16 protein-coding genes and 4 pseudogenes are annotated in these 19,515 nt (G+C 69.1%); 8 read left to right on the forward strand and 12 right to left on the reverse strand.

Annotated elements, in window-relative coordinates; all coding sequences use genetic code 11:
• Positions 1-89 precede the first annotated feature (89 nt).
• Positions 90-335: pseudogene (locus ABD374_RS32485) on the reverse strand (leucine zipper domain-containing protein); the annotation flags it as partial.
• A 637-nt stretch (positions 336-972) separates the two neighbouring features.
• Between ABD374_RS32485 and ABD374_RS32490 the strand changes: the two are divergent.
• The 5 genes and pseudogenes from ABD374_RS32490 (at position 973) to ABD374_RS32505 (ending at position 5,153) form a co-directional block, all read left to right on the forward strand.
• Positions 973-3,243 (forward strand): tetratricopeptide repeat protein, encoded by a 2,271-nt coding sequence (locus ABD374_RS32490; RefSeq protein ID WP_344500381.1) that lies wholly within the window; start codon positions 973-975, stop codon positions 3,241-3,243.
• A gap of 643 nt (positions 3,244-3,886) precedes the next feature.
• Positions 3,887-4,066 (forward strand): annotated as a pseudogene (locus ABD374_RS34810) (IS982 family transposase); the annotation flags it as partial.
• 52 nt (positions 4,067-4,118) lie between these two features.
• On the forward strand, positions 4,119-4,406 hold the full coding sequence (locus tag ABD374_RS32495) for a hypothetical protein (protein WP_425577408.1): 288 nt from the start codon (positions 4,119-4,121) through the stop codon (positions 4,404-4,406).
• Between the two features lie 118 nt (positions 4,407-4,524).
• Positions 4,525-4,797, forward strand: a complete 273-nt coding sequence (locus tag ABD374_RS32500; RefSeq protein WP_344500385.1) for a hypothetical protein — start codon at positions 4,525-4,527, stop codon at positions 4,795-4,797.
• A complete protein-coding gene (locus ABD374_RS32505; protein WP_344500387.1) occupies positions 4,794-5,153 on the forward strand; it encodes a hypothetical protein in 360 nt (119 codons plus the stop codon). Before ABD374_RS32500 ends, ABD374_RS32505 begins: the two co-directional genes overlap by 4 nt.
• Positions 5,154-5,229: 76 nt before the next feature.
• Here ABD374_RS32505 and ABD374_RS32510 read toward each other — a convergent pair whose 3' ends face one another.
• The 9 genes from ABD374_RS32510 to ABD374_RS32550 form a co-directional block, all read right to left on the reverse strand.
• Positions 5,230-7,254 carry an alpha-L-fucosidase gene (locus ABD374_RS32510; protein ID WP_344500389.1) on the reverse strand — a complete coding sequence of 675 codons (2,025 nt, stop codon included), beginning with the start codon at positions 7,252-7,254 and terminating at the stop codon, positions 5,230-5,232.
• A 113-nt stretch (positions 7,255-7,367) separates the two neighbouring features.
• Positions 7,368-8,204 carry a carbohydrate ABC transporter permease gene (locus tag ABD374_RS32515; protein WP_344500391.1) on the reverse strand — a complete coding sequence of 279 codons (837 nt, stop codon included), beginning with the start codon at positions 8,202-8,204 and terminating at the stop codon, positions 7,368-7,370.
• A 28-nt stretch (positions 8,205-8,232) separates the two neighbouring features.
• Positions 8,233-9,132 carry a carbohydrate ABC transporter permease gene (locus ABD374_RS32520; RefSeq protein WP_344500392.1) on the reverse strand — a complete coding sequence of 300 codons (900 nt, stop codon included), beginning with the start codon at positions 9,130-9,132 and terminating at the stop codon, positions 8,233-8,235.
• A 23-nt stretch (positions 9,133-9,155) separates the two neighbouring features.
• Entirely contained in the window at positions 9,156-10,475 is a 1,320-nt protein-coding gene (locus ABD374_RS32525; protein ID WP_344500394.1) for an ABC transporter substrate-binding protein, read from the reverse strand.
• A gap of 168 nt (positions 10,476-10,643) precedes the next feature.
• Positions 10,644-11,018 carry a FadR/GntR family transcriptional regulator gene (locus tag ABD374_RS32530; protein WP_344500396.1) on the reverse strand — a complete coding sequence of 125 codons (375 nt, stop codon included), beginning with the start codon at positions 11,016-11,018 and terminating at the stop codon, positions 10,644-10,646.
• Positions 11,011-11,337, reverse strand: a complete 327-nt coding sequence (locus ABD374_RS32535) for a FadR/GntR family transcriptional regulator (protein WP_344500398.1) — start codon at positions 11,335-11,337, stop codon at positions 11,011-11,013. Before ABD374_RS32535 ends, ABD374_RS32530 begins: the two co-directional genes overlap by 8 nt.
• A 43-nt stretch (positions 11,338-11,380) precedes the next feature.
• Complete coding sequence (locus ABD374_RS32540) at positions 11,381-12,454, reverse strand: endo-1,4-beta-xylanase (protein WP_344500400.1); 1,074 nt, start codon at positions 12,452-12,454, stop codon at positions 11,381-11,383.
• A 383-nt stretch (positions 12,455-12,837) separates the two neighbouring features.
• Complete coding sequence (locus tag ABD374_RS32545; RefSeq protein ID WP_344500402.1) at positions 12,838-14,379, reverse strand: alpha-amylase family protein; 1,542 nt, start codon at positions 14,377-14,379, stop codon at positions 12,838-12,840.
• A 99-nt stretch (positions 14,380-14,478) separates the two neighbouring features.
• Entirely contained in the window at positions 14,479-15,516 is a 1,038-nt protein-coding gene (locus ABD374_RS32550; RefSeq protein WP_344500404.1) for a LacI family DNA-binding transcriptional regulator, read from the reverse strand.
• Between the two features lie 121 nt (positions 15,517-15,637).
• On the opposite strand from ABD374_RS32550, the gene ABD374_RS32555 reads away from it, so the two are divergent.
• Together ABD374_RS32555 and ABD374_RS32560 are read left to right on the forward strand one after the other, a co-directional pair.
• Positions 15,638-17,299, forward strand: coding sequence for a glycoside hydrolase family 13 protein (locus ABD374_RS32555; RefSeq protein ID WP_344500406.1), 1,662 nt, complete (start codon positions 15,638-15,640; stop codon positions 17,297-17,299).
• Between the two features lie 110 nt (positions 17,300-17,409).
• Positions 17,410-17,673, forward strand: coding sequence for a hypothetical protein (locus ABD374_RS32560; RefSeq protein ID WP_344500408.1), 264 nt, complete (start codon positions 17,410-17,412; stop codon positions 17,671-17,673).
• A gap of 126 nt (positions 17,674-17,799) precedes the next feature.
• Here the strand turns inward: ABD374_RS32560 and ABD374_RS32565 are convergent, their stop codons facing one another.
• Together ABD374_RS32565 and ABD374_RS32570 are read right to left on the reverse strand one after the other, a co-directional pair.
• Positions 17,800-18,294: an aquaporin gene (locus tag ABD374_RS32565; RefSeq protein WP_344500410.1), complete on the reverse strand. Its 495-nt coding sequence runs from the start codon at positions 18,292-18,294 to the stop codon at positions 17,800-17,802.
• Between the two features lie 35 nt (positions 18,295-18,329).
• Positions 18,330-18,452: pseudogene (locus ABD374_RS32570) on the reverse strand (aquaporin); the annotation flags it as partial.
• Positions 18,453-18,585: 133 nt separating this feature from the next.
• Between ABD374_RS32570 and ABD374_RS32575 the strand changes: the two are divergent.
• A pseudogene (locus tag ABD374_RS32575) lies at positions 18,586-19,372 on the forward strand (IS5 family transposase); the annotation flags it as partial.
• Between the last annotated feature and the right edge of the window lie 143 nt (positions 19,373-19,515).

Raw genomic sequence — 19,515 nt, forward strand, 5'->3', positions numbered from 1 at the left:
AACCCGCCCCCATCCGCGTATCTCATACACCACGGATACAGCCATCCACCCACACCCCCCAGGGACTTCGCGAGAATTCACCCCGACGAGCGCAAGTCAGTAATGCGCCGTTCGGTGCGGGTCGGTGTCCGGCAAGGGCTGTGGTGCGGGCGGGAGGAGCGGTCCCTCATCCCGGCCTCGCCCCGCTCACGGTAGCGGGCGGCCCATCGCTGAGCCGTGGTGGGCGAGACCTGGAAGCGTTCGGCGGCCCGGCGCAGAGGCCAGCCCTCCTCCACCACGCAGCGGGCCAGGCGGAGGCGTCCGGTCTCGGTCAGGGGTGCATTACGGTGAGGCACGAGGGCCTTTCTGGTCGGTGCGGATGTCGCAATCCGCGCCGAACCCGGAAGGCCCTCACCCGTTCAAGATCTCTCAGCCGAGACCTGCATCACCCGTCCACAACCTCCCCGGACAGAACACCGTACACATCTCCAGTGGGCCATTTTGGCCGTCCGGCATCCTGCAGTTGCTCGTCTTGGGGAAGTCGAGTGCAGTGGGAGCCGCTTTGTTTTTGAACGGAGCCGAGATTTGATCACGGGAGTGGGGTGATGATGGAGCCATGACGGGGTGGCGGCGGGTCGTGTGGTGGGCGTTGGCGGTCTTGGGCGCGGTGGCCACGGTTACTTTGACCGTACTGGTGGTGGCCGGGGATCTGGATACGGCGGACCGGCTGGCGAGTGTGGTGGGCGCCGTTGCGGGTCTGGCCGCGTTGGGAGTGTCGGTCTACGCGATACTCCGGGTCCCGGTTGCGGGGCCTGTACCGGTGCGTGCGCAGGGCGGGTCGAACGCCGCCGGTGGAAACATCCGCAGCGCCACGGCGCGTGACACGACCCGGGCCCCGGTCGTGCCGGAGGGTGGTGGTGGGATTTCGGCGAGCGGTGGGTCGAATGCGGCCGGCGGGGACATCGACGGCTCGAGTGCGCACAAGGGTGCGTGATGCCGCTCTTCGAGCGCCGTAACAACGACGAGGCCGTGGCCAAGGCCAGGGCCGCGCCCGGGGCGGAAGCCGCGCCCAGGGTCGAGGCGAGCAGGGGTGCGAACGCCGCCGGCCGTGACCTGGTGAACTCTGTCGCCCTGCATGTGGAGAACGGTGTGGTGCTGCCGCCGGAGGCGTACGGCCCCGCCGCTGATGTGCCGGCGTCGGCGGGCTTGCGCAATGTGCCGGGCACGGGGCTGTTCGTCGGCCGTACCGAGGCGCTGGATGCCTTGGATGCCGCGTTCGCGGCCCCGGGTGGTGTGGTGGTGCAGGCGGTGCACGGGCTGGGCGGGATCGGGAAGTCGACTCTCGCCGCGCACTGGGCCGTCCACCGCTTCACCGGCCACCCCCGCTGGTGGATCACCGCCGAGAGCCGGGCCGCGGTGGACACCGGCCTTGCCGACCTGGCCCGCGCCCTGCAGCCCGCCCTGACCGGGCTGCCCGAAGAGTTCCTCGTGGAGCGGGCGCTGCAGTGGCTGGCCGCCCACGAGGGCTGGCTGATCGTTTTGGACAACGTCGACCACCTCGACCACATCCGGCCCCTCCTCGACCGCGCCGGGAGGGGCCGGTTCCTGATCACCACCCGCCGTGCCACCGGCTGGCACGCCACCGCCACCACCTTGCGCCTGGACGTCCTGGCCGAAGGTGAGGCCCTCGACCTGTTCACCCGCATCCTGAACCCCACCCGCCCCGGCGCCATCGACGGCGTCACTGAGCTCTGTGTGGAACTCGGCCACCTGCCGCTGGCCGTGGAGCAGGCCGCTTCCTACTGCGCCGAGACCGCCACCCCACCCCGCACCTACCTGCGGATGCTCGCCGAGTCACCGGCGGACCTGTTCGCCGACACCGCCGAAGGAGGCGACACCGCCCGCACCGTCGCCCGGATCTGGCGCATCACCCTCGACCGGCTCACCGACACCCCCCTCGCGGGCGAGATCCTGCGTATCCTGGCCTGGTACGCCCCCAACGGCATCCCCCGCCCCCTGCTCAACGACCTTGCACCGGCTCCGGCGCTCACCAAAGCCATCGGCCGCCTCCTCGCCTACAGCATGATCACCACCACCGGTGAAGGCGAACTCGCCGTCCATCGACTCGTCCAGGCCCTCGCCCGCACCCCCGACCCCGACGACCCCCACCGCCAGACAGCCGACATCGACCGGGCACGCGACCACGCCGCTGCCTGCCTCAACACGGCATTCCCGAACGACTTCACCTCCTCCCGGACATGGCCGCAGTGCCTGACTCTGGCGCCCCACGTCGATGCCCTCGCCGAACACGCTCCCGCCCGTCTCGACACCGAGATCACCGTGAGCCTTCTCCTCCAGGCCGGGGACTTCCTTCGCGAGCAGGGACTGATCACCCGCGCTGCAGAACACCTCCACCGCGCATACACCAGTCATGTACGGCTCCTGGGCGAGGACCACCCCCACACGCTGCTCTCCCGCAACAAACTCGCCAACGCCTATCAGGCGACAGGGGACTTGGACCGGGCCATTCCGCTCTACGAGAGCACCCTGACCGACCGAGTGCGAGTACTGGGCAACGACCACCCCCACACGCTGACCACCCGCAACAACCTCGCCAGTGCTTACCGTTCGGCCGGTGATCTGGGCCGGGCGATCCCGCTCTTCGAAAGCAACCTGGCCGACAGCGTGCGAGTGCAGGGCGAGGACCACCCCAACACCCTGACCTCCCGCAACAACCTTGCCCTTGCCTACAAGGCGGCCGGGGATCTGGACCGGGCGATACCCCTGTACGAGCAGACTCTCGCCGACAGCGTGCGAGTGCTGGGCGAGGACCACCCGCACACCCTGACCTCCCGCAACAACCTCACCTACGCCTACGAGGCGGCCGGGGATCTGGGGCGAGTGGTCCCACTCCTTGAGCGGACTCTTACCGACCGTGTGCGGGTGCTGGGCGAGGACCACCCCAACACCTTGGCCTCCCGCAACAACCTTGCCCTTGCCTACAAAGCGGCCGGGGATCTGGGGCGGGCGATACCGCTCCTTGAGCGGACTCTTACCGACCGTGTGCGGGTGCTGGGCGAGGACCACCCCGACACCCTGATCTCTCGCAACAACCTCGCCTCCGCATACGAGGCGGCCGGGGATCTGGGGCGGGCGATACCGCTCCTTGAGCGGGCCCTCGCCGACAGCGTGCGGGTGCTGGGCGAGGAACACCAGACGACAAGGCTGGTAAGCGCGAATTTGAACACCGTGCGGTCCCGCTGATTGAAGGCCTGTGGCGGAGGGCCCACGGTTTCAGTACTTCCTGGTCCAAAGTCCAGGCAAGTTCGCCGTAGGCACTGTGTTCTGTGTCTGAAGCGAAGCGGGTCCTTTCGAAGCGCGCCCACGCCACCGGGGCAGTGAGGGATCCGAGCGAGGCTCCCCGGCAATCAGATGCACGATCCCTCATTTGCCCTGTCCGGGTATCAGTCTCTACTGCTACGCACATACGGTGGGTGCGCCTCCTGACAGGACTGGCGCTGAGAGCTGGGCCCGCGCCACTTCGCACGTACCCGGGCCCAGCTGCCCTCTTGGATAACCTCACCTGCTGCGGCAGCTCCATCAGCCCTTACCGACCGTCAGGAATGGCCACTTGAGTGGTGTAAGACGAGCCAAGTCGCCGCTTGGACTCTTGCCACCGGGGCCGTCGGCTGGCGACTTATCACGCCGTGATAGCTCTGGTCGCCGTACCACTGCTCCTGTCCGTCCGGCCCTGGGCGGTTCGGCTCTGAGGCTGAGCCCTCGGTTCGGATCGTGACCGTTCCAGTCGGGTCGGGGAGCGAGGTGTGTCTCTTCCCGAGGCCCCAGCTTTCCGGGCAACAAGCAACCCGAGTTCGCCGCACGGACCGCAGTTGGCCATCCCGGCCAGCGGCCGGCCCACAAAGGCGAGCCGGAGCAACCCGGCGCGCCACTGTTCAAGCCGTTGCGGCGGATCATCGAATCGATCAATGAGAGCCTCAAGGGGCAGCTCGGTCTCCAACAACGCCGAGGGTGCACGCCCGGCGGGGTCGTCGCCCGCGTCATGCAGCGCTTTCTCGCGCCGACCGCCTACGCTCACTGACCGGGAAGCTGATCACTCGCGGCAGGTTGGGCTGAGTCCGCTGTCGGCGGAAAGTCCGAGGAAGACCCGCGAGGACGGGACGTACCGCATGCACGTGATGCGCGGGGCGTTCGAGACCTACGATGACGCCACCAACGAACGCCTCATGCGCGCCTCGACCTACGAGTGGCCGCATGCCTTCACCCGCCTGGACGCCCCCGCCGGCGACTTCCTGGCCCGCTTCGGGTCCAACCACATCCACGCCGTTCCTGGCGACCACGTGGCCGAGTTGCGGGAGGTGTGCCGCCACCTCGGCATCCGCTACGACGGATTCGGCAGCGCGGCCTGACCCACCGCAGGGAGGCAAAAGACCGCCATGCCCACGCTCCTCGGCATCGGCATCGGCACCTCCGGCCCCAAGGGTGTGCTCGTCCGCTCCGACGGCCCCCTGCTCGCGCAGGCGTCCCGTGAGCACGCCACCCGCCGGCCCACGGCCGGGTTGGGCCGAGCACGATGCGCTGGAGGCGGGGTGGCGGGACTTCACCGCCCTGGCCGGGGAACTCCTCCCCTTCTTCCCGGCAGGCGAACGGCCCGCCGCCGTCGGTGTCAGTGGCATCGGCCCCTGCCTGCTGCCGGCCGGTGACGGCGACGTGCCGCTGCGGCCCGCCCTCCTCTACGGCGTCGGCCCCGCGCGGGCGAAGTGGCCCCCGAGGCGTCGGCCGCGACCGGCACACCTGTGAGTACGCCGGTCATCGCCGGTACCGTCGACGCCTGGGCGGAGGCGACGGCGGCCGGGGCCACCGCGCCGGGCGAGCCGATGCTGGTGGACGGCACGACGATGTTCCTCGTCAACGTGCTGACCGAGCCGGCGCCCGGCGCGCCGCTGTGGTGCACGCACGGCGCGTTCCCCGGGACATATTGCCTGGCCGGGGGCATGGCCACCTCGGGCGCCGTCACCGGCTGGCTGCGGGAGGTCACGCGCGTTCGGGGTACGGCACGACCTCGGGGTCATGGCGGGGGTGAGCGGCGAGCCCCGCCGCGCGGGCGCCCGCCCGGAGAACTCCCGCCTCCGGCCGGGACGCTCCCCGGTTCCTAGCCCTGCCCCGTCACGGTTACCAGATCCGACGCCCCCTGGCCGACCGGGGCCGGCCAGGGAGAAAGGGGCGCGCCTCTCAGGACCGGGGTGGTGGAACCTGGTCGTCGAGCACGAGCATGGCGTGACCGTCGAGGGCCGTCACCTGGGCGTGGACGTAGCCGTCGCGGTAGCTCCACGCCGGTTCCTCGCCGGCGGGTTGCAGCGACACGCGCGCGGGCTCCCTCGCCGTCCGGACGCTCACCTCCACGTCGACCAGCGGAAACGGGTCGTGGACGAGGTCCACGTCGTCCGCGTGCCGACTGGGCAGGAAGCTGAGCACGTGGACGACTGTCGAGTCGTCGGTGCGGACGACGGTGGTCTCCAGGTGTACGGGGCCGGTGGCCCGGATCAGGGGATCGGGCAACAAAGCGTCGATAATCTCGCCGAGGAGGCGGCGGTAGGGCTCGTTGCCGTGCCGGCCGAAGGACTCCAGCAGGGGCACCGCGATGCTGACCACCCGGCCGTTGCGGACCACCGCCGCCCACTCGGACAGGGTGTCCGGCGGGGTGTAGTCATGGCCGCTGAACCGGGCGTAGTCCCGTTCGAAGTAGGGCTCGACGACGCCGTACAGGACTTGTGCGCCGCCGACCGGGCGGATCCGCAGGCCCCGGTCGTACACGACCGTGTCGAAGCCCTCGGTCGCCGTGCCCCCGGCGAGCGAGCGGAGGAAGACGTGGCGGTACGGGGACTCGCCGGCGGCCTCGATGCCCAGCTCGGGGATGACCGGCGTGCCCTCGCCGTCGACGAGCGCCCGCCCTACCACGATCAGCGCGCCTCCGTCGGCGACGTAGCGCCGCAGTTGCGCGGCGAGCGCGGCGTCCACGGTACTGTTGTCGGGCACGACGACCAGCCGGTACGGGCCAAGGCGGGTGCCGGGCGGGACGAGGTCGAACTGCTGGCGCAGCTGCTGCAGCGCCCGTACGGTGCCCAGGCCCGACGGCCCAGGGCGGTCGCCCAGTTCGGGGTCGACGACGACGGCGACCTCGGAGAGGACGGTGCCGCCGGCGACAAACGGCTCACAGCGCTTGAGGTAGGCGTACGTCGAGCCGATGAGGTCGTACACCGCCTCGTCGGTGCGGCCCCGGGGGTGGAGAAGGTCACCGATGCCGCAACTCAGCCCAAGACTCAGCATCTGGCAGCACTCGTACGTCAGCGCCGCACGCGGTTTGAGGGCGGCGTTGTCTCCCCAGCTCCGGTGGAAGCGGCCGGTGAAGCCGAGGGTGGGCAGGCCCAGCGGCCGGACGAACCGGGCGACGTAAGGCAGGTAGGCGTAACCCCAGCCGCCGGTCGGCAGTGCCTCGATCTCCACGTGGCGCAGCAGTTCGGCCTCCTGGTGCAGATTCAGGCGAGGCCGGGAGTTGAACCACGCGCTCTGCCCCGCCGTGGGCGCCAGGCGCGGCTCGACCAGGTCGCGCAGCCGTGCCATGTACTCCAGCGCCACGGTGCGGGCGTGCCGGGCCCGGGCCTTCGGATCGCGCGGGTCCAGCCCGGCCCGACGCATCGCGGCGACGGCCGCCGGCGAACAGCTTGGCTGGTCCCAGCACATGTCGAAGAACATGCCGTCGACCGGACCGTAGCGGCGCAGGACCTCCTCGACCTGTTCGACCAGGTACTCCTGGTATCCACTGGACATGTCGAGGATCTGCCAGCCGGCCTCGAACGCAGTCCCTCCGCCCTGTACCGGCCCGGCCCACTTGACCGTACGCAGTTCCTCGTCCTGAGCGAGCCACTCCGGGTGGGTGTTCGCCGCGAACTCGTCCACCTGCACACTGAGGTAGACGGGCGCCCGGATGCCCCGTCGGCGCAGTGCCTCCATCTGCTCGCCGAGCAGGTCGCGGCCGGCCGGCAGGGACGGGTGCCGCGCCGGGTGGGCGGTGTCGTAGTACAGGTGCCCGTGATGGCACTTGGCGAAGACCGTGACGCTGTCCACGTGCGCGCGAACCATGGTCTCGGCGAACTCGTCGGCATCGAAGTCGGCACCGATGCCGGGCACATCCGGCCCGGTGTGGAAATCCAGGTGGACGGTGCGCCGGGGGAATGCTGCGACGGCGGGTCGGGGCACGGTGATGTTCCCTCCACGGTGACAGGTGATGAGCGAGAGGTGAGTGTCGGCAGGCGTCGGGTCGCCCGGCGTGCGGCCGGACGCAGCGCCGGCAGCCACTCGTGGCCGGTGGTTCAGCGCTTGAGGCCCGTCAGGGCGACACCTTCGATGATGTACCGCTGCAGTAGCAGGAACACGATCAGCGGGGGTATGACGGCCAGCGCCGCGGCGGCCATCATCAGCGGGAAGTCCGTCGTGTGCTGGCCTTTGAACTGCGCGACGAGAACGGGCACGGTGAACTTCTCCGGTGTGCTGAGAAAGATCAGCGGCCCGAAGAAGTTGTTCCACTGGATCATGAAGCTGAATATGCCGAGCGCCGACATGGGCGCCCGCAGCAGCGGGAAGACGATCAGCCAGAACGTCTTCCACCGGCTCGCACCGTCGATGGTGGCGGCTTCCTCCAGCGATGTCGGCAGACCCCGGATGAACTGCCGTAGCATGAAAACGCCGAACGCGTTGAAGAGCGCCGACGGCACGATGATCGACCAGTGGGTGTCCAGCCAGCCGATCTCCCTCATGACCAGGTAGAGAGGAATGATGGTCAGCTGGGTCGGCACCATCAACGTCGCGAGGAAGAGCACGAACAGCCCGCCGCGGAACGGGAACCGAATTCTGGCGAAGGCGTAGGCCGCCATCGCGCAGGTGAGCAGCTGGACGACGACGATCGTCACGGTGATGTAGACGCTGTTGATGTATGCCCGTCCGAAGGGCAGCGCTTCCCAGGCGTCGACGAAGTTGCTCGGGTGCATCGGATCCGGAATCCACTGCGGCGGAACGACGAAGACTTGTGAGAAGTCCTTGAACGCGCTGAGGACCATCCACACGAAGGGCAGCAGCATGAGGAGAGCCGCGCCGCCCAGGAAAAGGTGCTTCGCGGCCGATCCCACGGCTTTGTCGGAACGAGGCGTCACTTCTGTACTTCCTCAATTCTCTGTTCGTCTATTCGTCGTAGTGGACCCAGCGACGCTGCGCCCACAGCTGGGCCAGGGTGAGAACCAGGAGGATCACGAAGAGCACGGCCCCCGCTGCCGCGCTGGCACCGAAGTCGAACCCCACGAAGGCCAGGTCGTAGACGTGGAAGACCAGCGTTCTGCTGGCGTTTCCCGGACCCCCCTGTGTCATTACGTACGCCAGGTCGAACACCTGGAAAGAGCCGATGATCGAGGTCACGGCGAGGAAGAGGATCGTCGGAGACAGCATGGGCAGCGTCACGTGCCAGAAGCGCTGCAGTGACGACGCGCCGTCGATCTCGGCGGCCTCGGTCAGCATCGCGGGAATCGACTGCAGGCCGGCGAGGAAGATCACCATGGTGAAGCCGATACCGCGCCACAGACTCACGAGGACGATCGCCGGGATCACCCAGTCGGGATCGACGAGCCAGTTGGGCGGATCAATGCCGAACCAGTCCCGCAGATAGCTGTTGAGCGGTCCGAACTCGCCGTTCAGCAGCCACAGCCACACGACGGAGACGGCGACAGAACTGGCCACGACGGGCATGAAGAACAGCAACCGGTAGACCACCCGGCCCCGCACGTTGTTCAGCGCCAGCGCCACCAGCAGTGAGCACACCAGGTCACCGGGGACGACCAGCAGAGTGAAATAGCCCGTGTTCCGCAGCGCTGCCCAGAACTCCTCGCTCCGGAACTGGCCCTCGAAGTTCTCCAGACCGACGAATCGCTGCGTTCCTCCTGCGTTCCATTCCATCAGGCTCAGCACCATCGCGAAGATCAGTGGCCCGAGCACGAACACGAGAAGTCCTACGAGCTGGGGCCCCACGAAAGCGAGGCCCCAGCCCCAGTCCGCCAGCCTGCGCGGCCGCAGACGGGAGGTTTTCGGCACGACTCTCCTCTCCTGGCGGCGGCTCAAGCGCCCGCTTCTGTGATCATCCGGTTCGCGTTCTCGCCGATGTCCCGCAACGCGGCGCGGGCATTGCCGCCACCACCGGTCCAGAGCACGTCGATCTTCCGGGATATGGCGTCACTGAGCCCCGGAGTCCGCGCCTCGGGAATCGGCAAGGAGTAGCCCTTGGCCCGCAGATCGAACCAGTACTGCACCGTCTCCGGGGTGTCGCTCTCCGCCAGCACGTCCTCCGCGCCCTCGATGCTCGGCACGGCGTTGCCGGCGCCGGCGAGCCGGAACCGCTGGCCCGCCACGGAGACGAAGTCGGTGAGGAACTGGAATGCCTCCTCCTTCTTCACTGCCTTGGCGTTGATCGCCATGTAGGCCGTGGCCATCGGCGTCGAGGGAAGGCTGCCGTCCGCCGACGGATAGGGGACGATGTCGTACTCCAGGCCGCTGCTCTCCGAGATGACCGGCAGCAGCCAGCGGCCGACCCCCGTGGCGAACCCCACGTTGTTCGACATGAACAGGGCTTCCTGCCCCTGTCCCTCGGGCAGGCTGCCGATGTAGGTGAAGGTCTTCGACTCCAGCATCTCGTGGAGCCACTCGAAGGCCTCCACGGACTTGGGGTCCTCGTGGGCGACGAAGGAGTCCTCGTCGTAGACTTTTCCGCCGCCGGCGGTGAGCCAGGCATAGACACCCAGCCAGTCACTGCCCACCGCGGCGGCCGACTTGCCGTTGTCGCGGATCTTCTCGGCCACCGACTGGAAGGTATCGCGGTTCCAGTTCCCGCTCTCGAAGGTCCGGGTGGGTTCTTCGCCGACGCCCGCGTCGGCCAGTACCGACTTGTTGAACCACATGACGATCGGGTTGCAGTCGACCGGGACGCCGTAAATTTCGCCGTCCTCCTGCCTGGCGGCCCCCCACAGCCCCTCGGAGAAGTCCTTGACGGGCGACTTGCTGCCCGGTCCTTCCAGCCGGGAGCGCAGCGGGGCGACGGTCTTGTCGCGTATGAGCCGGGAGAGCAGATCGTCGTTGGCGTAGAAGACGTCGGGAGCGGCCCCGCCGCTGAGCTGGGTCTGCAGCTTGCTGCGGTACCCGTCGGTCGGTACCGAGACCAGGCGCGCCTGTATCTTCGGGTGGCGCTTGTTGAAGTCCTCTGTGAACTCCTTGAGCCGCCTCACCTCGCTCGGGCCGCCCCACGTCGACCAGGTGAACTGTCCGAAGGAGCCGCCGGAGCCGCCGGAGCAGCCGGCGAGAGTGCCGACGCCGAGTGCGGAGAGTCCGGCCAGCCCCATGCCGGACAGGAAGCTGCGTCTGCGCAGCGGTGGTTGGTGCGTCATCGGTTCCTCCGTGAAGTGCGCCGGCCAGATCCGTGCGGGCAGGCGGGCGGAATAGTCCGGTGCGTCGGACCTGGAAGGTGAGTCGTGTTCGGGCGACCTGCTACAGACTTGCGCCGGGACGGGTCTGTCCGGCCGTCGCGCTGTCGGGCAGGTGGTGGAGCGTGTCGCTCATGTGCCGTGCCGTGCCGTCGTGCTTCTCACGGTTTCCGGGTCTCCCCCGGCGATGGCCCGGTGAATCCGCAGGTGGTCTTCGAAGCCGGACCTCAGGGCGGCCGGCGTCTGGCTGGTGAACTCACTTCCGCTGTAGGCCGGTTCACGCATCGCTTCGATGACCCGCAGGAGTACCCGGTTACCCGCGGCCCGGGCGATTCGCTCGTGGAAGGCCACATCGGCCACGAGGAAGGCGGAAGGATCGGAGAAGGCGTCTTCCATGCGGGCGACGAGCTGGGCGAGGTCCTCGACCAGCGCGTCGTCCTTGCGCCTGGTCGCTTCGGCCGCCGACTCGGGTTCGAGCCGGCATCGTATCTGCAGCGCGTCACGCACCAGCGGCCTGATCCGTCCTTCGTCGCGGTGTGCGCTCAGCACGACCGGGTCGAGGAATGTCCCAGGAGTCGGCCGGCAGTACCGTCGTGCGACGGCCCTGGCGCATGTCCACCATGCCGCGCTGGGCCAGTCCGCGCAGCGCGGCCCGGATCACGGCCCGGCTGACCCCGAACTGCCCGATCAGGACTGATTCGGTGGGCAGGGCACCGCCCTGCGCGAAGTCGCCACGGACGATGGCACGGCTGATGTGCAGCTCGGTCTCCCGGTGGAGACCGACCCCCGTGACGCTGGGGAGCGACACTTCCGCTGTCGGTTCCATGCCTCAGCTGTTCCTTGTCACCTTGCCCTCCGAGTGCCCGCGATCACCGCTTCTTGCGGTACTTCCGGGGCATCGGCAGGGCGGCCGTGCCCAGCTGGTGTGCCGGTGCCCGGTCGAAGGCACGTGCCATCGCCTCCCGGGCGGGCTTGCGCTGATACTGGTCGTCGTACGGCAGCGGGCGCTGCGGCAGCCCGTCCTCACGGCGCCAGGCGGTCCACGGCTGGTTGAGCCAGGAGTGCTGGTCCGCCAGGCCCCAGGTGGTCACGGAGATCACCGCCGGCTCGTCGAGCGCTACCGAGAGAAACAGCTCGTACGCTTCGGCGATCATCCGGTCCCGGGTGGCGAAGTCCACCGGGGTGTCGATGTCGGACACCTCCACCTCGGTGAACATGATCTTCAGTCCGAGGCTGGCTACGTCGCTCAGGAAGGTCCGGTACGCCTCCTGGTCGAAACGCTCCATGAGGGCGCGTGGCCCGGACGGATCCGGGCCGGGCCGTCCGAGGTGCGCCTGGATTCCCAGCGCGTCCACCGGCACCCCCTTGGCGAGGAGCCGCTCCAGCAGCGCCAGTGTGTGCCGGCGCTTGTCGGTCTCGCTCTGGTAGCCGACATGGGTCTCGAAGCCGTACTCGTTGAGCACCAGCAGCGCCGTCGGATCGGCCTCGCGGGCGGCGTGGAACGCCGTCTCGATGAATCCGGGGCCGAGCTTCTGGTACCAGACCGACTCGGTGCGCAGCCCGTCCGGGTGTCCCCAGACCGGCTCCACGGTCTCGTTGACCACGTTCCAGGAGTGGACCTTCCTGGCATAACGTCTGGCGACGGTCTGGACGTGGTCGACCATCACCTGTTCCGCGTTCTGCGCTGTGAGGACGGACTCGATCCCCTCCGGCAGCACCGCGTGCCACACCAGGTGGCCGACGTTGGACAGGAGCATCTTCTTCTCCTGGGCGTACGTCACCCAGCGGTCCGTCCGGCTCCAGTCGAACCCGTAGTCCGGACCGGTCCCCGTCCGGACGAAGTCCATCAGGAAGTCCGCGCCCGGGGTGGCCAGCACGCCTTCCTGAGCGACGATCGCGTCGTAGCCCGGATCGGCCAGCTGCTCGAACTTCAGGTCACCCACGCCATACAGGAGGCCGCTTGCCGCCGCGTGTCGCCACAGCGGTTCACCGGTCGACCGCCTCTTGCCGCCATCTTCCTGCCGGCCCGGCGCGGCCAGCGCCGTGCCGACCGGAGTGCCCGCCGCAGCGAGTGCTCCGGCCCCTGTCGCTACTGCCTTGAGAAACCCGCGTCGATCGCTCATGGTCCCTCCACCTGTCTGCCGACCTGCCCCAGCGGCGGTCGGAGTGCCGAAAGGCTCTTGCTTGTTCACTAGGTTGTCAAGCGTTTGCTCACAAGGGGTTTTTGCTGGTCAGGGCGGGTGTGCACGCCGCCGTTCGGAGTGTTTCGGGCAGCGCGGACCGCCCTCCGTCTGGGCGCGGACGGAGGGCGGATCGGCCCAGGTGCTCAGCCTGTCCAGGTGTACGTGACGGTCTCCGAGCCGGCCCGGTACCGGCTCGGGCTCCGGGTCTCCAGCCAGTCGAGGGGCTCCACGCCACCGGGCGTCCCGCCGTCCAGGGCGACCCGGAGCGCGGCCCGCATGTCCCGGTCGGCCTGCGGTGTGCGGCCCTCCGGGTCCACCGAGAGGAACAGCGGCGTGCCCGATCGGGCCACCAGGTCGAGGAACTGACGGTTCTTCTCCCACGGCGTCTGCGGTGTGCACGGCACGCAGTCCGCGTCGGCCATGAAGAAGGTCTCGTGCTGAGCGAGCCGGAAGGGGAGCGTGTTGACACCCATCTTCAACGTCCGTTCCCACTCCCGGCCGGATGTGTCGTCGCCGATGCGCTGCAGCTCGACCAGGCCCGCCGCGAGGTGACCGACGGTGTTGCAGCCGATCAGGACCGCGTCGCCCGCCGCCGCCCGCAGGACGCGGTAGAGCCGGAGGAGGATCTCGGCGTTGGTGAGGGAGTTGTCGGCGAAGCTCCAGCCGGCGTCCGTCATCGCCCGCCCGAACTCGAAGCCCCAGCGGCCGAACACGTCGTACGTGGAGAAGTCGTGCTTGACCAGCTCGTAGCCCCATCCGACCAACCGCTCGACGCTCGCGCGGATGGTCTCCAGGTTCTCCTCCAGGGTGAGGTCGAGCGGTTGCTGCGCCGCCGGCCGCGGCCCCTCGCGCAGCCGGGACTCGTCGTCGACGAAGGAGAGCGCGGTCGGGCGGACCCAGATGCCCGGGCGGGCGCCACGAGCAGCGATCTCCTCGGCGAGACCCGGCATGTCGTCGAACAGCCCCGGAATGCCGTGCGTCCACGGCCCACCCGGGCAGTCGCCACCAGGGCTCCACCCGGCGTCGACGACCGTGTACGGCCTGACCCGGTGACCGTCGGCCAGTTCCACGATGATGGACGCGTCCCGCAGGATCTCCTTCGGGCCGAAGTCCACGCCGTAGGCGTAGTACCAGTTGTTGCTGCCCACCACCGGCTCGGACGGGCGGAGCGGATCGTCGCACATCGCCCGGGCCAGCCGGCGCTGTACGCTCCACGGCGACTCGCCCTCGTCACCCTGGACCTCGACGACCGTGGCGGCGTGCAGCAGCCGGTCACCCAGCCGGACGGGCGAGCCGCCGTTGCGGAAGTCCAGCCACAGGGTGATCGAGCCCGGCTCGATCGTCCAGTGGCAGAACGTGTTCGGGCGGACCCGCACGCCACGGCCGATCGCAGCGCCGGCGGTCCGGTCGTACAGGACGAAGGACCACGGCAGTGGCCGGCCGGGGTCGGGGCGTTGCCAGCCGAGGTCCCCGTAGGACCGTTCCCACGCGTCACCGAGGACCAGGGGATCGGCGGAGGCCATGTGCGGCCAGCGTACGGCCACCCGTGACAACGGGCGGTCCGGGCCAGCCACGTTGATGTGCAGGCCTTCGGCGGTGGCCAACAGGTCGACCTGGACGCCGGAACCGGCCACAGGTACCGGCGGCTCTCCATCGTCCAGGACCACGAACAGTTCAGGGCTCATGTGCTTGTACCTCCCGGGGACACGGAACGTGCATCGGACGGTGCAACTGGCGCTTCATCTGGCGGTCGTTCTCGCGGTGCGTCTGACGTGTTTCCTCACTCATGAACGGTCGGCGGCAGGCGGTGCGACGGACTGCCGTGTACGGATGGGCATGTCGATCCGGTGCACCGCACGTGACTGGTCGCCGTTCAGCAGCAGGTCCACCGCCGCTTTGCCGAGTTCGTAGTGGGGAAGGGCGACCGAGGTGAGGCCGGGCCGGAGCCAGGACGCGAGGGCGGAGTCGTCGAACGACACCACCGACACGTCCTCGGGAATCCGCAGACCTGCCTGCTGCAGGGCCTGGTAGACACCGAGGGTGAGACGGTCGGTGAGACAGATCAGCGCACGCGGCCGAATCCCGGTCTCCAGCAGGCCGCTCACCGCGGCGTAGCCGTCCGCCGCCTCCCAGGCACACTCCACGGTGCCGGACAGTTCGAGCCCCGCCTCGGCGAGCACCTCCTCGGCACCCTGCATCCGGAGGCGGCCGGCCCACGCGCCGTCCGGCGTGGCGGGAATCAGGTGCCGGCCGCCGATCGAGTAGATCCCGTCGGTGTGACCGGCTCGGACCAGTGCCGCGGCGGCGTTCCGGCCGCCCGCCAGCTCGTCCGGCAGCACCCGCGGCCCGTCGAAGGTCTCGTCGAGCGAGTTGAGCAGCACGACGCGGCGACCGTCCAGAGCCGGCGGAGGCGTCGCCACACGGGTGTACATCGTGGCGTAGACAAGGGCGTCGACCTGGCGGTCGAGCATGCCCTCGATGAGCCGCTGTTCCACCGCCGGGTCGTCGGAGGTCTCCACGACGAAGAGCAGGTGGTCGTGGGCCAGTGCGGTGTCGAGCGCGCCGTGGATGACCTCACCGGCGAACTGGGTGGTCGCGATGGTGTCCGAGATCAGGCCGATGGTCCGGGTGACAGTCGTCCGCAGGCCTCGCGCCGTGAGGTTCGGCCGGTAGCCGAGCTCCTCGGCCACCGCGAGGACCCGCTGACGGGCCTCGTCGGAGATACGCATGTCGGTCCGGTCGGACATGACGAAGGACGCCGTCGTCCTCGAAACGCCCGCCCGGCGCGCGACGTCTGCGAGCGTGACACGGGACGCTGGCATGGGGCCTCTCCTGTCGGAATCCGGGTCACGTGTGTTGACAGCCACATGACGAGGGCTACACAGTAACCGTGCTAACTCGGTTTAGCACAGGGGATGTTCAGGATAGGAGGCAACAAACCACATGAATTCCGTTGTACCGGATAAGAGACCCTGGTGGCGCACCGCTGTCATCTACCAGGTCTACATCCGCAGCTTCGCCGACGGCGACGGCGACGGCATCGGCGACTTCGCGGGGCTCACCTCTCGCTTGGACTACCTGGTCGGCCTCGGGGTCGACGGGGTCTGGCTCAATCCCTGTTTCCCCTCACCACAGGCCGACCACGGGTACGACGTGGCCGACTACTCCGACATCGAACCGGATTACGGCGACCTGGCCTCGTTCGACGAGTTCGTCGCCGCGGCGCACGAGCGCGGCCTCAAGGTCCTGCTGGACCTTGTGCCCAACCACTGCGCGATCCGGCACCCGTGGTTCACCGCCGCGGTGTCCGCCGGAACGGGCTCGCCGGAGCGGGAGCGGTTCCACTTCCGGGACGGCAGGGGGGTGTCCGGCGAACTGCCCCCGAACAACTGGCGCTCCTCGTTCGGCGGCCCGGCCTGGACCAGGATCACCGAGCCGGACGGTACCCCGGGGCAGTGGTACCTGAACTCCTTCGACTCCGCGCAGGCGGACATCAACTGGCGCCATCCGGACGTCCCCGCCCTGTTCGAGGACGTGCTGCGGTTCTGGTTCGACCGCGGGGTGGACGGCTTCCGCATCGACGTGGCGAACGGGCTCCATAAGCACCCCGAGCTGCCGGACTGGACCGGCACCGGCTTCAACGCGTACGCCTGGGACCGGCCGGAGGTGCACGACATCCACCGCAGCTGGCGGCGGATCGCCGACTCCTACGGGCCCGGCCGGGAGCTCACCCTCGTCGGTGAGATATGGGTACCCACGGCAGAAGCGCTCGCGGCCTATCTGCGCCCCGACGAACTGCCGCAGGCGTTCTTCTTCGACCTGCTCAAGCGGCGGTGGGACGCCAACGGCTGGCGCACGTCGATCGACCAGGCGATCACCGCGATCGGCGCCACCGGCGCCACGATCACCTGGACGCTGGCCAACCACGACGTCCACCGGACTGTCACCCGCTACGGCATCACGCGTCCCGACGACGTCCCTGCCTCGCTCGATCCCCATGTGGCGCTGACCCGGCCCCGGGGTGAGGTCGATGTGGCGCTGGGCGAGCGGCGGGCGCGCGCCGCGGTCATGACGCTGCTGGCGCTGCCCGGCTCTTGTTACCTCTACCAGGGTGAGGAACTCGGGCTGCCCGAGGTGCTCGATCTCGACGACGCCGCGCGCCAGGACCCGAACTGGATCCGGACGAACGGGGTCGACGCGGGCCGGGACGGCTGCAGGGTACCGCTGCCGTGGACCCAGGAGTCAGCCACCTTCGGCTTCTCACCGCCGGACGCGGCGGCCCCGTGGTTGCCGCAACCGGAGTGGTTCGCCAAGTATGCAGTCTCCGAGCTGTGGTCCGACGTCGACTCGATCCTCGCGCTGCACCGCCGTGCGCTGCGCATCCGCAGATCCGAGCCCGGCCTGGCCGGAGATGCCTTCCGGTGGCTCGACGCGCCGGAAGGCGTGCTTTTCTTCGAACGCGGGAACGGCTTCGCCTGCGTGGTGAACTTCGGCACCGAGCCGTATCCGCTGCCGGCCGGCAGCAAAGTGGTGCTGACGAGCGTGCGATGCGGCGACGAGAGCCTGCCGGCCGACGCGGCGGCCTGGATCAGGCTGCGGCGGTGAGCCATGGTTCGCTGAAGCGGCACGGCCCCCGTGGCCGCTCCGGAGGGGTGCGGCCACGCGGGTGCCGTGCTCCACCACGTACACCTACGGCCTCCCCTGCCATGGGCGTCATGTTCTTCACCGTGCTCACCGTCGCCGCCCGACTCGACCGCAACCACATCCGTGGGAAGACCGCGGAAGGCCGAGTCACCGCCGCTGCCAAGGGCTGCCACGGCGGCCGGTGCGAGGTCATCGAGGACGACTCCCCCGTCTTCGCCCACGCGCCCAAGGACAAGGGCGGCCCCGTACCCTGTACCGCGCCCTCGCGGAAGCCGACGAACGAGTCGCGACTGCGGCAGGCATCACCGGGCCGCGCCGTTCCTCCGGCCTGCTGACGGAGCCGTGAGGAACCCGCAGCGAACGGCGCCGGGCACGAGGTCGTGAGCTGCGGCCCCGTACGGGAGCATCGCGAATACCCACCGGGACCTGTCGGTCGGTCCGCCTGCGCGTGGGGAGAGGAATCAGTGCACGGCACGCCCACACCACGCCTTCGGCGGCGGCAACCGGATCGGGAAACCGCAGGGGCTGCACCGTATGGGCCGGTGGTCGTCATGGTCAGGCCTGGACGGTCGTGTCGACGTCCCGGCGGGCGACGGGCGTCGGGGCCTCCCGGTCCCGGGGTTCTGGCCGAGGAAGACGAGGCCCGCGAGTGCGCCGCCCGCGAAGAGATACACCCACAGCTGGGCCCAGTCGAACATGCCCATGACGCTCGCGGCGGCGGCGTCGACCGGGTTGAAAGCGCCCCCCGACATACCGCCCACCGCAGCGGCGGCCGCCATCACGGTGAAGCCGATCGCCAGGCCGTAGAAGGAGTTGCCCGGGTGGCTCGAACGGGTCGCGACGTTGAGGACCACGTACGCCAGGGCGAAGGCGAACAGCCCCTCGACCCCAGCGCCGCCGCGAGCTGACGGCCGGCCAGGGACAGGGTCGTCACCGAGTAGGGGGCCGTGGCCCATCGTGTGACGGGAGCGGCCACGACAGCGACCAGCAACTGCGCGGCGGAGTAGCCGACCGCTTCGGTGGCGGTGATCTTGCCGTGGATGAGGACGGCGAGGGTTACGGCGGAGGGGTAGTGGGCGCCGGAGGTGTGCCCTCCGGCGTGGACCATGACCATCAGCACCGCGCCAATGGCCAAGGGAGCCAGAGGGCTTCCGGATAAGAGGTCCTAACAGAAGTTGTTGATCAAGTGACTTTCGACTTGGGTGATCGTTGGTCTGGTCGTGGGGAAACGTCAGTCGCGGCCGTGGATCGTGTCGGACGAACTGTGGTCGCTCATCGAGCCGTTACTGCCCGAGTCGGGGCCGAAGCTGGTGACGGGTCGGCCGCGGGTGCCGGACCGACAAGCCCTGTGCGGGATCCTGTTTGTGCTGTACACGGGCATCCAGTGGGAGTACCTGCCCCAAGAGCTCGGTTTCGGCTCGGGCATGACGTGCTGGCGGCGTCTGGCCGCCTGGAACGAGGCCGGTGTGTGGGAGAAACTGCACGTGGTGCTGCTGAGGAAGCTGCGGTCGGCGAAGCAGCTGGACTGGTCGAGGGCGGTGATCGACTCCTCCCCTGTGCGGGCGGCCCGACGGGGCCCAAAAGCGGTCCCAGCCCGGTCGACCGCGCACGGCCGGGCAGCAAGCACCATGTCCTTGTCGACGGGCAGGGCATCCCGCTCACGGTGTCGCTGACCGGCGGCAATCGCAATGACGTCACTCAGCTGATCCCGCTGCTGGACAAGATTCCACCCCTGGCCGACACGGTCGGGCGGCCGCGGAGACGGCCAGACATGCTCTTCGCGGACCGCGGCTACGACCATGACAAGTACCGGCGATTGCTGTGGAAACGCGGCATCCGGCCCGCGATCGCCGAACGCGGTCAGCCACACGGCTCCGGCCTGGGCATCTTCCGCTGGGTCGTCGAGCGCACCATCTCCTGGCTCCACGGCTTCCGGCGGCTTCGTGTCCGCTGGGAACGACGCGACGACATCCATGAAGCTTCCTCGGCCTCGCCACCTGTCTCATCACCCACCGACACGTCCAACGCCTTTGTTAGGACCTCTAAGCGGTCAATCGCGCCCGCCGCGCTACGCTTCGAGCGCGTCGAGTTCGGCGAGCCAGCGGGTGGGGAGTTCGTCGAGGTCGGGGAGGCTGGGGTCGGCGACGAGGGCCAGGTGCGCGGTTCCGGCGTATTCG

The organism is Streptomyces enissocaesilis (genome assembly GCF_039533765.1).
In the GTDB taxonomy this organism is placed as follows: Bacteria; Actinomycetota; Actinomycetes; order Streptomycetales; family Streptomycetaceae; genus Streptomyces; species Streptomyces enissocaesilis.

Coding starts and splice junctions, on each gene's coding strand:
- ABD374_RS32545 (WP_344500402.1), bottom strand. CDS start 14,379: ATGAGCCCTGAACTGTTCGTGGTCCTGGACGATGGAGAGCCGCCGGTA.
- ABD374_RS32565 (WP_344500410.1), bottom strand. CDS start 18,294: ATGGGCCACGGCCCCCTACTCGGTGACGACCCTGTCCCTGGCCGGCCG.
- ABD374_RS32535 (WP_344500398.1), bottom strand. CDS start 11,337: ATGGAACCGACAGCGGAAGTGTCGCTCCCCAGCGTCACGGGGGTCGGT.
- ABD374_RS32490 (WP_344500381.1), top strand. CDS start 973: ATGCCGCTCTTCGAGCGCCGTAACAACGACGAGGCCGTGGCCAAGGCC.
- ABD374_RS32550 (WP_344500404.1), bottom strand. CDS start 15,516: ATGCCAGCGTCCCGTGTCACGCTCGCAGACGTCGCGCGCCGGGCGGGC.
- ABD374_RS32555 (WP_344500406.1), top strand. CDS start 15,638: ATGAATTCCGTTGTACCGGATAAGAGACCCTGGTGGCGCACCGCTGTC.
- ABD374_RS32560 (WP_344500408.1), top strand. CDS start 17,410: ATGTTCTTCACCGTGCTCACCGTCGCCGCCCGACTCGACCGCAACCAC.
- ABD374_RS32525 (WP_344500394.1), bottom strand. CDS start 10,475: ATGACGCACCAACCACCGCTGCGCAGACGCAGCTTCCTGTCCGGCATG.